This window comes from Variovorax sp. CF313 (assembly GCF_000282635.1).
Taxonomy (GTDB): Bacteria; Pseudomonadota; Gammaproteobacteria; order Burkholderiales; family Burkholderiaceae_C; genus Variovorax.
Map to the genome: position 1 here is coordinate 1 of NZ_AKIW01000052.1, position 13,957 is coordinate 13,957.

At 66.7% G+C, this 13,957-nt stretch carries 14 protein-coding genes; 6 read left to right on the forward strand and 8 right to left on the reverse strand.

What is annotated here, in order from left to right; translation table 11 throughout:
* Positions 1 to 214: 214 nt before the first annotated feature.
* The 7 genes from PMI12_RS14215 to PMI12_RS14245 all read right to left on the reverse strand — a co-directional run bounded on the left by PMI12_RS14215 (position 215) and on the right by PMI12_RS14245 (position 6,421).
* Positions 215 to 1,177: a ParB/RepB/Spo0J family partition protein gene (locus PMI12_RS14215; RefSeq protein WP_007833571.1), complete on the reverse strand. Its 963-nt coding sequence runs from the start codon at positions 1,175 to 1,177 to the stop codon at positions 215 to 217.
* A complete protein-coding gene (locus PMI12_RS14220) occupies positions 1,177 to 1,722 on the reverse strand; it encodes an RBBP9/YdeN family alpha/beta hydrolase (RefSeq protein ID WP_007833574.1) in 546 nt (181 codons plus the stop codon). Before PMI12_RS14220 ends, PMI12_RS14215 begins: the two co-directional genes overlap by 1 nt.
* A gap of 42 nt (positions 1,723 to 1,764) precedes the next feature.
* Positions 1,765 to 2,685, reverse strand: coding sequence for a ParA family protein (locus PMI12_RS14225; protein WP_007833577.1), 921 nt, complete (start codon positions 2,683 to 2,685; stop codon positions 1,765 to 1,767).
* A 22-nt stretch (positions 2,686 to 2,707) separates the two neighbouring features.
* A complete protein-coding gene (locus tag PMI12_RS14230) occupies positions 2,708 to 3,322 on the reverse strand; it encodes a LysE family transporter (protein WP_007833586.1) in 615 nt (204 codons plus the stop codon).
* Between the two features lie 126 nt (positions 3,323 to 3,448).
* Positions 3,449 to 4,102, reverse strand: coding sequence for a 16S rRNA (guanine(527)-N(7))-methyltransferase RsmG (rsmG, locus tag PMI12_RS14235; protein WP_007833587.1), 654 nt, complete (start codon positions 4,100 to 4,102; stop codon positions 3,449 to 3,451).
* Positions 4,099 to 6,060 (reverse strand): tRNA uridine-5-carboxymethylaminomethyl(34) synthesis enzyme MnmG, encoded by a 1,962-nt coding sequence (gene mnmG, locus PMI12_RS14240; protein ID WP_007833589.1) that lies wholly within the window; start codon positions 6,058 to 6,060, stop codon positions 4,099 to 4,101. Before mnmG ends, rsmG begins: the two co-directional genes overlap by 4 nt.
* Before the next feature lie 175 nt (positions 6,061 to 6,235).
* Complete coding sequence (locus PMI12_RS14245; RefSeq protein ID WP_007833591.1) at positions 6,236 to 6,421, reverse strand: DUF1328 family protein; 186 nt, start codon at positions 6,419 to 6,421, stop codon at positions 6,236 to 6,238.
* A gap of 183 nt (positions 6,422 to 6,604) precedes the next feature.
* Between PMI12_RS14245 and gstA the strand changes: the two genes are divergently transcribed.
* The 6 genes from gstA to gloA2 all read left to right on the forward strand — a co-directional run bounded on the left by gstA (position 6,605) and on the right by gloA2 (position 12,546).
* Entirely contained in the window at positions 6,605 to 7,213 is a 609-nt protein-coding gene (gene gstA / locus PMI12_RS14250) for a glutathione transferase GstA (RefSeq protein ID WP_007833593.1), read from the forward strand.
* Between the two features lie 153 nt (positions 7,214 to 7,366).
* Positions 7,367 to 8,146, forward strand: a complete 780-nt coding sequence (locus PMI12_RS14255) for an enoyl-CoA hydratase/isomerase family protein (RefSeq protein WP_007833594.1) — start codon at positions 7,367 to 7,369, stop codon at positions 8,144 to 8,146.
* Positions 8,143 to 9,957 carry an acyclic terpene utilization AtuA family protein gene (locus tag PMI12_RS14260; RefSeq protein WP_007833596.1) on the forward strand — a complete coding sequence of 605 codons (1,815 nt, stop codon included), beginning with the start codon at positions 8,143 to 8,145 and terminating at the stop codon, positions 9,955 to 9,957. The genes PMI12_RS14255 and PMI12_RS14260 overlap by 4 nt, the downstream gene beginning before the upstream one ends.
* Before the next feature lie 85 nt (positions 9,958 to 10,042).
* A complete protein-coding gene (locus PMI12_RS14265; protein ID WP_007833597.1) occupies positions 10,043 to 11,146 on the forward strand; it encodes an alkene reductase in 1,104 nt (367 codons plus the stop codon).
* An 80-nt stretch (positions 11,147 to 11,226) separates the two neighbouring features.
* Positions 11,227 to 11,712, forward strand: a complete 486-nt coding sequence (locus PMI12_RS14270) for a RidA family protein (protein ID WP_007833599.1) — start codon at positions 11,227 to 11,229, stop codon at positions 11,710 to 11,712.
* 84 nt (positions 11,713 to 11,796) lie between these two features.
* Positions 11,797 to 12,546 carry an SMU1112c/YaeR family gloxylase I-like metalloprotein gene (gene gloA2 / locus PMI12_RS14275; RefSeq protein WP_007833601.1) on the forward strand — a complete coding sequence of 250 codons (750 nt, stop codon included), beginning with the start codon at positions 11,797 to 11,799 and terminating at the stop codon, positions 12,544 to 12,546.
* Between the two features lie 12 nt (positions 12,547 to 12,558).
* Here the strand turns inward: gloA2 and PMI12_RS14280 are convergent, their stop codons facing one another.
* Positions 12,559 to 13,953, reverse strand: a complete 1,395-nt coding sequence (locus tag PMI12_RS14280; protein WP_007833603.1) for a sensor histidine kinase — start codon at positions 13,951 to 13,953, stop codon at positions 12,559 to 12,561.
* Between the last annotated feature and the right edge of the window lie 4 nt (positions 13,954 to 13,957).

Sequence of the window (13,957 nt, forward strand, 5' to 3'; positions counted from 1 at the left end):
GGCCGACTGGCTGCCCATCTGCATGTCGGTCGCCGCGCAACCGGTGAGGAGAAGTGCGCCGACGGTGATGGCCGCGAGCGGGAACTTGGTGAACAGCATGGTGGACTCCCTCCGTTTATTCAAGAAATCTGGGGTTGGAAAAACAGCGGTCGAGGATACGCGCAAAGGATTGCAGGAATCAATCAAACGAACGCCAGCCCCTCGGTTCACAACACTAGGCCGTTCGGCGGATGCGCTCGATCAATCCGTTGAGGGCCTCGATGGAGCCGAAGTGGATGGCGAGCTCGCCGCTTTCCTCGACACGGCCGCCGCGCTTGCTGCGCTTCTTGATGCGCACCTCGACCTCGGCGGTGAGCAGGTCGGCCAGTTCTTCTTCCACGCGCTGCAGGTCGCGCGACTTCTCGCCGTCGTTGCTGCGCCGCGATGGCGTGAGCGTGAACTCGGCCGCGAGCTTCTTCACCAGCGACTCGGCCTCGCGCACCGACATCTTCTTGGCGGCGATCTGGTTGGCCGCCGTGATCTGCGTGCCGCGATCGAGCGACAGCAGCGCACGGGCGTGGCCCATGTCAATGTCGCCGGCCATCAGCATCTGCTGTGCGGGTTCGGCCAGGTTCAGCAGGCGCAGCAGGTTGCTGGCCGCGCTGCGCGAGCGGCCCACCGCCTGCGCCGCTTGCTCGTGAGTGAGCCCAAACTCGCTCACCAGGCGTTGCAGGCCTTGGGCTTCTTCGAGTGGGTTGAGGTCTTCGCGCTGGATGTTCTCGATCAGCGACATCGCCGCCGCGGCCTCGTTGGGCACGTCGCGCACCAGCACCGGCACGCTGTCGAGGCCCGCGAGCCTGGCGGCGCGAAAACGGCGCTCGCCCGCGATGATTTCGTATTCCGCGTTCTTGGTGGCGGCCGATTCGGCATCAAGCCGGCGCACCAGGATCGGCTGCATGATGCCCTGCACCTTGATGCTCTCCGCCAGCTCGTAGAGCGCCCCTTCGTCCATGCGCGTGCGCGGCTGGTAGACGCCGGCAACCATCTGCTCGAGCATCAGCGTGCTCGGGTTCCTTGGCGCGCCGCCCTCTTCCGGGCCCGTATTGCCATTCAGTCCGTTGTCGACGGAAGGCGCGGCCGTCGGGCCGAGCAGCGCCTCGAGGCCGCGGCCCAGGCCCTTGGGTTTCTTGGTCGCCATCAGTTCTTTTCTTTCGAGATTTCGTTCAGGAGCTTCCGTCCTTCAGGCCAGTCGCCGAGGCCGGATTCAGCATTCAGGTGGCCGCCCGGGCCGGCATCGATGAAGCGCGCCCCCCAATCCCTGGCGAGCTGCCGCGAGCGCGGGGCTTCGCAGTACGGGTCGTCGTTGGCGGCGATCATCACCGCCGGAAACGGCAGCGGCTTGCGCACGATCGGTGCCCAGCCTGGAATCAGCTGGCGCAGGTCATCGCGCTCCACATCGCCAGGCGCCACCAGCAGCGCACCGCGCACCTTGTGCGTGTTGCGCGAATGCGCGGCCCAGGCCGCGACGAGGATGCAGCCGAGGCTGTGCGCCGCAAGAACCACCGGGCCGGGCGAGGCCAGCACCTCTTCTTCGAGCCGCGCAGACCAGTCGCCGCGCAGCGGTCGCATCCAATCGTGCTGCTCGACACGGCGATCACCGTGAACCGACTCCCACAGGGTTTGCCAATGGCCGGGGCCGCTGTTCTGCCAACCCGGCAACAGCAGGATGCGAGGATCTGTCATTTGCTACTAACTCGATAGCGCATTGCCAGCCGGTGGCATGCGTCAGGCGTTGTTTTCACTGGTGGAATCGGATGCTGGCGCGACAGCAGGCGCCATCACATCGTCGGGAATCGGCAGGTCCGGCGCAATGCGCGTGACCGGTGCAATCGGCGGCGCCACCGCGCCCGAGGCAAAAGCGCTTGCGGGCGGCATCTTGTCGATCAGCTCCTGGGCAAAGGCGATGAAGGCCTGGCTGCCGCGGGCGGCCGGATCGAACACCACGCCCGGCAGTCCGTAGCTTGGTGCCTCGGCCAGCCGCACATTGCGCGGAATCACCGTGTCGAACACCTTGTCGCCAAAGTGGGACTTGAGCTGCTCGCTCACTTGCTGCTGCAGCGTGATGCGCGGATCGAACATCACGCGCAGCAAGCCGATGATCTGCAGGTTCTTGTTGAGGTTGGCGTGCACCTGCTTGATGGTGTTGACCAGGTCGGTCAGCCCTTCGAGCGCGAAGTATTCGCACTGCATCGGCACGATCACGCCGTGGGCGGCGCACAGGCCGTTCAGCGTCAACAGGCTCAGGCTCGGCGGGCAGTCGATCAGCACGAAGTCGTACTCGGCACCGACGGCGGCCAGCGCGGTGCGCAGGCGCTTCTCTCGGCGATCGAGTGCCACCATCTCGACTTCCGCGCCGGCCAGTTCACGGTTGGCGCCCAGCACGTCGTAGCCGCAACCGCCCTCCACCAGCTTGTCCGCCTTGACGCGGGCCTCGGACACCGAGGCCGATTCGAGCAGCACGTCGTACACCGTCAGCTCCAGCTGGCGCTTGTCGATGCCCGAACCCATGGTGGCATTGCCCTGCGGGTCGAGGTCAATCATCAGCACGCGCTGGCCGACTTTGGCGAGGCCGGCGGCCAGATTGACGGTGGTGGTGGTCTTGCCGACGCCGCCCTTTTGGTTGGCGATGCAGAAAATCTTGGCCATGTGAGTACCGGGGATCGATCGATCAGCGCGAGATTGCGAGCTTGACGCCGAAGGCGATCAGGAAACTGCCGGCAAGCTTTTCGAGCACAGTGGAAATGCGGGGATTCGCGCGGATGCGCTCGGCCAGGAAATGCGTGAGCAGCGTGGAGGTCAGGCCGTACAGGAAGGTCAGCGCGGCGATGGTCACCGCCATTGCGCCGAAGGTGATCAGGCCCTGGTGCCGGGCCGGGTCCACGAACAGCGGGAAGAAGGCCATGTAGAACACGATCGCCTTTGGGTTCAGCAGCGTGATGGTGAACGCCTGGCGCATGAAATGGCTGGGCTTGATATTGAGGATGGGTGCCGAACCGGGCTTGGCCAGCAGCATCTTGATGCCCATCCAGGCCAGATAGGCAGCACCCAGCCATTGCACAGCCTTGAAGGCGGCCGGGTAAGCCGCCATCACGGCCGACACGCCAGCCACCGCCGCCCACAGCAGAAACTGGTCGCCGATGATCACGCCGGCCGTCGCAGCCAGGCCGCCTCGGATGCCGCCCTTGCTGGTCGAGGTGATCAGCGCCAGATTGCCCGGACCGGGAATCAGAAGAAACAGGACGATGGCGGCGACGAATGCGCCGTAGTCAGCAATGCCGAACATGGGTTTTGCCTCGAAAAAGCGAGTCGGAAGAGAGACCGAAGGGAGGCATCGAGTCTAAGCGAGCACGCCGTCACAGAGACTGTTCCGACACCGGCTTTTACCGGTGCCGCCACATCTTTTGCGTATTCAGTCGCTGATTTGGGCGAGGTCCTTGCGCGCCCAAACGATGCAGCGCTCGGCATCCAGGCCCGGAACCGTCAGTTGTTCCACGTGAAACACTTTGACGCCCTTGGGCAAGATTGCAAGTTCATCGTTAGGCACCTTGCCCTTCATGGCCAGCCAAACGCCGCCGGGCGCGAGGAGATTCATCGAACCGTTGAAGAAGTCTGGCAACGATGCGAAGGCGCGCGAGCTGATGACCTCGTAGCTGCCAGCCAGGGATTCGACTCGGGCGTGCAGTCCGCGAAGGTTCGGCAGTTCCAGTTCGGCTGCCACTTGCTGGACAAAGGCCGCCTTCTTGGCGACCGCATCGAGGCAGCTCACCTCGAGGTCGGGCCGCATGATGGCGATCACCACGCCGGGCAAACCGCCGCCGGAGCCGACATCGAGCAACTTGCCCTTCCCTGCCCACTCGCGTTGCAGCGGTGCGATGGCCGCGAGACTGTCGAGCAGGTGATGCGTGAGTACGCTGGCCGGATCGCGCAAGGCCGTGAGGTTGTAAACCTTGTTCCACTTAAGCATCAGCGTGCCGTAAGCCAAGAGGCGTTCGCCCTGGCTGTCGGACAGGGCGACTCCCATCGCAGCCGCGCCTGCGCGCAGCGTATCGATCGGCGCCGTCATTCCGCGGACTGCGGCTCGGTGGCTGCTTCCGTGGTGGCGGTGTCGCTGGCAAAGGCCTTGTGGCCACCCTTGCGCAGATGAATCATCAGCAAAGAAATGGCGGCTGGCGTCACACCGGAGATACGCGAGGCCAAACCCAAGGTCTCGGGACGGTGCTTGTCCAGCTTCTGCCGCACCTCGAAACTCAGCGCCTTGACCTGGCCGTAGTCGAAGTCGGCGGGAAGCTTGAGGTTTTCGAAGTGCGCCGCGCGCTCCACCTCGTCGTGCTGGCGTTCGATGTAGCCTGAGTATTTGGCCGAAATCTCGATCTGCTCGATCTCCGTTTCGCTCAGCGCCACCTGCGCGTTGTACTTGCCGCCGTCCAGCGACATCAGCGTTTCGTAGCTCACGTCGGGCCGGCGCAGCAGGTCGGCCAGGTTGTATTCATGGTCGATGGCCTTGCCCAGCACCCGCTCCGACTCGGCGGCCGGCAGGTTGCGGGGGTTCACCCAGATCGATTTGAGACGCTCTGTTTCACGTGAAACAGCATCACGCTTGCGGCTGAAAGCGTCCCATCGTGCGTCGTCGACCAAGCCGAGCTTGCGCCCTGCTTCGGTCAAGCGCATATCGGCGTTGTCCTCGCGCAGCTGCAGACGGAACTCGGCGCGGCTCGTGAACATGCGGTAAGGCTCGGTCACACCCTTGGTGATCAGGTCATCGACCAGCACGCCCAGGTAGGCCTCGTCGCGACGCGGCAGCCAGGCGTCTTCGCCACGGCACTGCAGCGCGGCGTTGATGCCGGCGAACAGGCCCTGGGCCGCGGCTTCTTCGTACCCGGTCGTACCGTTGATCTGCCCGGCAAAGAACAGGCCCTTGACCGAGCGGGTCTCGAAGCTGCTCTTGAGTTCGCGCGGATCGAAGTAGTCGTACTCGATGGCGTAGCCAGGCCGCAGGATGTGCGCGTTCTCCAGGCCCGGCATCGAGCGCACCAGCTGGTACTGGATGTCGAACGGCAGGCTGGTCGAGATCCCGTTCGGGTAGTACTCGTTGGTCGTCAGTCCCTCGGGCTCCAGGAAGATCTGGTGGCTTTCCTTGTCCGCAAAGCGGTTGATCTTGTCTTCCACACTGGGACAGTAGCGCGGACCCACGCCGTCGATCTTGCCCGTGAACATGGGGCTGCGGTCGAAACCCGAGCGGATGATCTCGTGCGTGCGCGCGTTGGTGTGGGTGATCCAGCAGGGCATTTGCCGCGGGTGCATGTTGGTGCGGCCCATGAAGCTGAACACCGGCATCGGCCCTGCCCCGCCGGGCATGCCGTCGCCCGGTTGTTCGGTGCACTTCGAAAAATCGATGCTGCGGCCGTCGAGCCGCGGCGGCGTGCCGGTCTTCAGGCGGCCCTGTGGCAACTTCAGCTCCTTGAGCCGCGCCGACAGGCTGATCGCCGGTGGATCGCCCGCCCGGCCAGCCTGGTAGTTATCGAGGCCGACGTGGATACGGCCATCGAGAAAAGTGCCCGCGGTCAGCACCACTGTGCGCGCGCGAAAGGCAATGCCCACTTGCGTGACGGCGCCGACCACGCGATCGCCCTCCACCATCAGGTCGTCGACTGCCTGCTGGAACAGGCTCAGGTTCGGCTGGTTTTCCAGGCGGTGGCGGATCGCTGCCTTGTACAGGATCCGGTCGGCCTGCGCACGGGTGGCGCGCACGGCCGGGCCCTTGCTCGAGTTGAGAATACGGAACTGGATACCGGCTTCGTCGGTCGCAATTGCCATCGCGCCGCCGAGCGCATCGACCTCCTTCACGAGGTGGCCCTTGCCGATGCCGCCTATCGACGGGTTGCAGCTCATCTGCCCCAGCGTCTCGATATTGTGGGAGAGCAGCAGTGTCTTGGCGCCCATGCGCGCGGCGGCGAGCGCGGCTTCGGTGCCGGCATGGCCGCCGCCAACGACGATCACGTCGAATTCTTCGGGATACAGCATTTGAAATGGGAGCGCACAACTGACGCGTGCGCGGCGCAAAAGGGGGCGCCAATTTTAATCGTCCAGGCCCGTTTGCGCCCGCTGTGTGGACAAGCTAGGGGCGCCTGCCCAGTTGCGCCCCAACGCCCGTTGTCATTGAACAGATTGCTATGTATTTTATAGCAACCGGGCGGCATCAATCGAGCGTCTTCTTCACCGCGCCAATGCCGAGCGCGGCCAGCACGATGAACAGAACCGCCAGTACCAGGAACAAGCCGAACAGCAGCTTCGCAATGCCGGCAGCACCCGCTGCCACGCCACCAAAGCCCAGCAACGCGGCCACAAGGGAGATGACCGCGAAAATGATCGCGTACTTCAACATTCGAAAACTCCTTCCGGCAGGCCTCATGCCGCCGTGCCGCGGAGCTTAGAAGAGCGGTCGACACGCTCGATGGTCACCGCGCGCGAGCCGTCGTAGGACAAGAACGCGAGGTTGCCAAACCCGCTAGCATCCGCTGCGGTCTCCCACAAAATCAACCTCCGTCATCCATTGGAGTTTTTTCGAATGAAGCTGTATTACTCGCCAGGCGCCTGCTCGCTCTCCCCTCACATCGCGCTGCACGAGGCAGGCCTCGCCTTCGAGCCGGTGCTGGCCAGCACCAAGAGCCACAAGCTGCAGGACGGCACCGACTACTACGGCATCAATCCGCTGGGCTACGTGCCGATGCTCGAACTCGACGACGGCGCCCGCCTGCGCGAAGGCCCGGCCATCCTCCAGTACATCGCCGACCTCGCCCCCACCAAGAACCTCGCGCCAGCCGCCGGCACCATGCAACGCTACCGCCTGCAGGAGTGGCTGACCTTCATCGGCACCGAAGTGCACAAGGGCTTCAGCCCCCTGTTCAACCCGGGCATGCCCGAAGAAGCCAAGGGCATCTTCAAGGACAAGCTCAAGTCGCGCTTCCAATGGCTCGACGGCGAACTGGCCAGCAAGCAGTTCCTGATGGGCGATCATTTCAGCGTGGCCGACGGCTACCTGTTCAGCGTCACCAACTGGACCAAGCCGACCGGCGTCGACATCTCTGACTTTCCCAACCTGCTGGCCTGGCACGCACGCGTTGGTGCCCGGCCGGCCGTACAGGAAGCGATGAAGGCCGAAGGCCTCCTGAAGTAAGCCGAAGCACGCGAAAGCGTGCAAAAGCAGCGAAGCGAGCTGGCCCCTCCTAGGGAAAACCCGCATCGCTTCAGCCACAAGCCGCACGAAGCGGCTTTTTTTATGGCGCACGCTACGGGAAGGCTTCAGAAGACCGAAGAAGGAATCTCCACCATGCCCGAGAAGACCCCTCCCGAACTGCGCGAAGAGATGCGAGGGCCCGTCATGTGGCTCACCATCGACCGGGAAGAGCGCCGAAATGCGATCAACGGCGCGGTGGTCGCGCGGCTGTCGGACGCTCTGGCCCGCGCCAACAGCGACAACGCCGTGCGCGCCGTGGTCATCACCGGCGCCGGCACGCGCGCCTTCTGCGCAGGCGCCGACCTGCAAAGCGGCACTTCCTTCAAGTTCGACTACGCCGCGCCCTACCAGAACATCGCCAACCTGTTCCGCCAGGCACGCCAGTCGACCGTGCCGCTGATAGCGCGCGTCAACGGCGCCTGCATGGCGGGCGGCATGGGGATCATGGCAATGTGCGACATGGCGGTGGCCAGCAGCCAGGCCGTGTTCGGCCTGCCCGAGGTGAAGGTCGGCCTTTTTCCCGCACAGGTGCTCAGCGTGCTGGGCGGCCTGCTGCCGCGCCGGGTGCTGGCCGAGATGTGCATCACCGGCGAACCCATCACCGCCGCGCAGGCGCTCGAACTGCGGCTCGTGAACCGCGTGAGCGACGACGTCGACGAAAGCGTCGACTGGCTGCTCGGCCGCATGCTCGACAAGTCGCCCGCCGCCATCCGGCGCGGCCTCTACACGACGAAGAAGATCGAGGCGATGGCCTTCGAGGAATCGATGGCCTTCACCGAAAGCCAGATCGGCCTGTTCGCACTCACCGAAGATGCGGCCGAGGGACAACTCGCCTTCCGCGAGAAGCGCAAGCCGCAATGGAGCGGCCGATGAACAGCGGCAACGAACGCACCGTCCGCATCGGCGGCGCCTCCGGCTTCTGGGGCGACAGCAGCGTGGGCGCGCCGCAGCTCGTGGGCAGCGGGCAGGTCGACTACCTCGTGTTCGACTACCTTGCCGAACTCACCATGTCGATCCTCGCGGGCGCGCGGCTCAAGAAGCCCGAGCTGGGCTATGCCACGGACTTCGTCTCCGTCGCGATGAAGGCCGTGTTGAAGGACGTCGTGAAACAAGGCATCCGCGTGGTGAGCAACGCCGGCGGCGTGAACCCGCAGGGCTGCGCCGATGCGCTCGCGGCGCTGGCCGCCGAACAGGGCATCGCGCTGAAGATCGCTGTGGTGAGCGGCGACGACGTGTCCCCGCTGCTGCCGCAGCTGCGCCAGTCGCAGCCGCCCGTGCGCGAGCTGCAGAGCGGCGCCGCCTTGCCCGAACGCGTGCTCACTGCCAACGCCTATCTGGGCGCACGGCCGATCCAGGCCGCGCTCGATGCGGGCGCGCAGGTCGTCATCACCGGGCGTTGCGTCGACTCGGCCGTCACGCTCGGCGTGCTCATGCACGAATTCGATTGGCAGCCGGGCGACTTCGACCTGCTCGCGGCCGGCAGCCTCGCGGGCCACATCATCGAATGCGGCTGCCAGGCCACCGGCGGCCTGCACACCGACTGGGACACCGTGCCCGATTGGCCCAATATCGGCTACCCCATCGTCGAATGCAGCGCCGACGGCAGCTTCGTCGTCACCAAGCCCGCTGACACCGGCGGCAAGCTCACGCCCGCGGTGGTGGGTGAGCAGATGCTCTACGAGATCGGCGATCCCGCGGCTTACCTGCTGCCCGACGTGGTGGCCGACTTCACGCAGGTGCGCATCGAGCAGGCCGGCGAACACCGCGTGCGCGTGCACGGCGCGCGCGGGCGTGCGCCGACCGCGAGCTACAAGGTCTGCGCCACTTATGTCGACGGCTTCAAAGCCGCGGCGCAGCTCACCATCGTCGGCTTCGATGCGGTGGCCAAGGCCAGGCGCACGGGCGAGGTGATCCTCGCGCGCACGGGTGCGCTGTTCTCGCAGCAGGGATTCGGCCCCTACAGCGGCGCGCTGCTCGAAGTACTCGGCGCGGAGTCATGCTACGGCCCGCATGCGCAGGCCCTGCAGACACGCGAAGCTGTGCTGCGGCTCGCGGTGACGCATTCGCGCAAGGAAGCCCTGGAACTGTTCGCGCGCGAGGTCGCGCCTGCCGGCACCTCGTGGGCGCCCGGCACCACAGGCGCGGGCGGCGGGCGCGCCTCGGTCTCCCCGTCGATCCGGCAGTACGCATTCCTGCTCGACAAGTCGCAGGTCGAGGCTCGCGTCGGCATCGACGGCGTGTGCATCGACCTGCCCCGCGCCACAGCGCCTGCGCCGCACGCCGGGTCCGTTTCACAGCCTGCCAGAGCCACGGAAACGCATGAAGCACCCGTGCCCGCGGACGCCGTCGAAGTGACGCTGCTGCGCCTCGCATGGGCGCGCAGCGGCGACAAGGGCGACACCTCGAACGTCGGCGTCATCGCACGCCACCCCGCCTTGCTGCCGCTGCTGCGCGAACAGCTCACCGAGGCGCGCGTGGCCGAATGGCTCGCACACCTCGTCAAGGGCCGCGTCACGCGCTACGAGGTGCCGGGCATCGATGCCTTCAACTTCGTCTGCGAACAGGCGCTGGGCGGCGGCGGCATGGCCTCGCTGCGCAACGACCCGCTCGGCAAGGGCATGGCTCAGATCCTGCTCGCCATGCCGCTGCGCGTGAGCCCGGCACTGCTGGCACTGCTTCTCTAGCACCATTCGGGACAACCGTGCGACAGCAGGGTTGAGGCCGGGCGCTTAGCCTTGCGCCTGTTCCAACTCTGCCATTGATCGCACGATGTCCAACCTCTTCGACCCCATCCAGGCCGGCGACCTGAAGCTCGCCAACCGCATCGTCATGGCGCCGCTCACGCGCAACCGCTCGCCGAATGCGATCCCGCCCGACCTCGCCGCCACCTATTACGCCCAGCGCGCCAGCGCCGGCCTGCTCATCACCGAAGCCACCGCCATCAGCCACCAGGGCCAGGGCTACGCCGACGTGCCCGGCCTCTACGGCACGGAACAGCTCGACGGCTGGAAGCGCGTGACCGACGCCGTGCACGCCAAGGGCGGCAAGATCGTGGTGCAGCTGTGGCACGTGGGCCGCGTCTCGCACAGCGAACTGCAACCCGGTGGCGGCAAGCCCGTCGCCCCCTCGGCCATCACCGCCAGGACCAAGACCGTGCTCATCAAGGACGGCGTGCCGACCTTCGTCGAGACCTCCGAACCGCGCGCGCTGGATGCGGGCGAGCTGCCCGGCATCGTGCACGCCTATGCGGTGGCTGCACGCAGCGCGGTCGAGACCGCCGGTTTCGACGGCGTGGAACTTCACGGTGCCAACGGCTACCTGCTCGACCAGTTCCTGAAGGACGGCAGCAACAAGCGCACCGACGACTACGGCGGCAGCATCGAGAACCGCGCCCGCCTGCTGCTCGAATCCGCGCGCGCCGTGGTCGACGCCGTCGGCGGCGGCAAGACCGGCATCCGCCTGTCGCCCGTGACGCCTGCCAACGACGCGCACGACAGCAACCCGCAGCCGCTGTTCACCTACGTGGTGAAGCAGCTCGCCGCGCTCGACCTGGCCTACATCCACATCATCGAAGGCGCCACCGGCGGCCCGCGCGAAATCGAAGACCGCCCCTTCGACTACGAGGCCCTCAAGGCCGCGTACCGCCGAGCCGGCGGCAAGGGCGCGTGGATGGTCAACAACGGCTATGACCGACCACTGGCCGAGGAAGCGCTGAAGGAAGGCGATGACCTCGTGGCCTTCGGCAAGCCCTTCATCTCGAACCCCGACCTCGTGCGCCGCCTGCGCGAAAACGCGCCGCTCAACGAGCTCGACAAGGCCACCATGTACGGCGGCGGCGCGAAGGGCTACACGGACTATCCGGCACTGGCCTGAGCCACGCCGTGGTACGGGGCCATGGCAAGATGCGGCGGACCCATCCATCCGCCGTCATCCGCCGACAGGAGAGAAATGCCATGGCCCTCATTGCGCAACGACTGGCCTCGCTCGGCCTCGTGCTGCCGCCGCCTGCGATCCCGCCGGCCGGCGTCATCCTCCCCTTCCAGTTCGTGCGCGTCGTCGGCCGCCGCGCGTTGATCTCCGGCCACGGTCCGCTCAACGCCGACGGCACCATCGCCGCGCCGCTCGGCAAGCTGGGCCGCGAACTGAACGTCGAGCAGGGCTGCGCAGCCGCGCGCCTTACGGCACTCGCGATGCTCGGCAGCCTGCAGCGCGCCCTCGGCGACCTCGACCGCATTACCGCATGGACACGCGTGTTCGGCATGGTCGCGAGCGCACCCGGCTTCGACAGGCAGCCCGCCGTCATCAACGGCTTCTCCGACCTGATCCTCGAATTGTTCGGCCCCGACATCGGCGCGCATGCCCGCAGTGCGGTGGGCATGGCGGAGCTGCCGTTCAACATCCCGGTCGAGATCGAGGGCGAGGTGGAAATCGGCGCATGAGCCCCGTCGACGAAGGCTTTCTGGTCGACGTGATCGCCGCACAGCCCGCGTGTTCCTGCGCAAGCCTTTGAATTGATCCGTCCGATGCAACTCGACCGCATTCACCACGCCGCCATCATCTGCGCCGACTACGTGGTGTCGAAGCACTTCTACACCGAGGTGCTCGGCCTGCGCGTGGTCGCCGAAAACCATCGCGCCGCGCGCGACTCGTACAAGCTCGACCTCGCCCTGCCCGACGGCTCGCAGATCGAACTCTTTTCCTTTCCCGGTGCGCCCGCGCGCCCCACGCGGCCCGAAGCGCAAGGGCTGCGCCACCTGTCGTTCGAAGTGCACGACGTGCAGGCCGCCGCCGATGAACTCGCATCGCAAGGCATCGCGGTCGAGCCGCTGCGCATCGACGAATACACGGGCCGCCGCTTCACCTTCTTCGCCGATCCCGACGGTCTTCCGCTCGAACTCTACGAGGCCGCGCCGGCCGAGAACCTCGAGGCGCTGCTGTTCGAACTCGAAGGCGCACTGCATCTTCGCGAGGTGCGCGCGAGCGCCGCGAAACTCGAAGAACTGCTCGACGACGACTTCCACGAACTTGGCGTCTCCGGCACGGTCTGGACGCGGGATGCCATCATCGATGCGCTGCGTGGCGAGGCCTTTTCGGCACGCACGATGTCGGACTTTCGCGTGCTGCGCATGGCGCCCGACGTGGCACTGGTCACCTACCGCGCGCACCGCCAAGCCATTGCGCAGCGACCTGCAGCGGACTCGCTGCGCAGCTCTCTGTGGAAGCGCCGGCATGGCCGCTGGCGCATGGCGTTCCACCAGGGCACGCCGCTCTAGCTTGCCGGCGCTTCAGCCCGCTTCGCCGAATGCCACGCTGACGCGCAAGCCAGTGGGCTCCGCCGCTTCGAGCCTCAGCTCGGCGCCCAGCAGCTCGGCATAGCGCGCCACGATCGACAGCCCCAGTCCCGAGCCCTGCCCCAGCTTCTCGCCGGCCGGACCCTGCGCCCAGCGCTGCATCAGGTCGCGCTGCGCCTCCAGCGGAATGCCCGGCCCGTCGTCGATCACACTCAGCGTGTGGCCCGCGAGCTCGACCGTGATGGTGCGCCCGCCATAGCGCAGCGCGTTGTCGATCAGGTTGTCGAGAATGCCTTCGACCAGCGCCTCGTTGGCTTGCACGACCACGCCGTCGTCGAGGCCCCGCGCGCCCAGGTCGACACCGCGCGCGTCGGCGCGTGCAAGGTGCCGCAGCACCGTCTGCTCGGCCAGCACGTCGAGCCGCACTGGCACGCGCTTGAGCTCGGTACGCGCCTCCTCGGCCAGCGCCAGCGCCAGCAGCTGATCGATCAGGTGGCTGGCGCGCGCCTGCCGTTCCGAGACGCGCTCCAGCTGCTCGCGCCACACATTGGTGTCGTGCTGCGCCAGCCCGTACTCGGCCAGCGCGCGGATGCCCGCCAGCGGCGTGCGCAGTTCGTGCGCCACGTTGCCCACGAACTCGCGCTGCGCCTGCACGCTGTGGCCGAGCCGCTCGAACAGCGAATTGACCGCGTTGCCCAGGCGCTGGATCTCGCGCGAGGTCTGCGCCACCGCCACCGGCGACAGGTCGCGCACGTCGCGCCGGTCGAGCGCGCGCTGCAGGTCGCCGAGCGGCCGCAGGTCGCTACGGATGCCGTACCAGAGCCAGATGGCCAGCAGGATGAGCAGCACGATCTGCGGCGCCAGCGCGTAGCCAAGCAACTGCCGCACCAGTGCAGTCCGGCTCAGCGTGGTCTGCGCGATCACCACGCGGTACGGCATGCTGATGTCGGGCTCGGCGTCGTGCTCGAGCACCACGGCGCGCAGCACGCTGCCCTCGTAGTCGATGTCGGCGAAGCGGTAGCGCGCCCCGTCCGCCGGCAACGGCGCCTGCAGGCCCGGCTGCCCGGAGATCAGCGTGCCGTCGAGCCGCTGGACCGCGAAGTACACCTTGTCGACCTGGTCGAAGAGCACGGTGGCCACCTCGCGCGGCGTCAGCAGCAGCTCGATGCCGCGTTCGCCCGCCTGCACGTTGGCCGACAGCGCATAGGCGTCGTCGAGCATGCCGCGGTCGAAGGCCTGCTCGGAAAAATAGTTGGCGATGACCAGCGCGATGACCGCACCGACCATCCACGTGAGCGCCAGCGGCACCAGCACGTTACGCAGCACGCGCCGCGTGAGCGATGGCGCACGAACGGCCGCGGGCTGCGGTTCTGTCGTCTGCTCGGTCACGCTC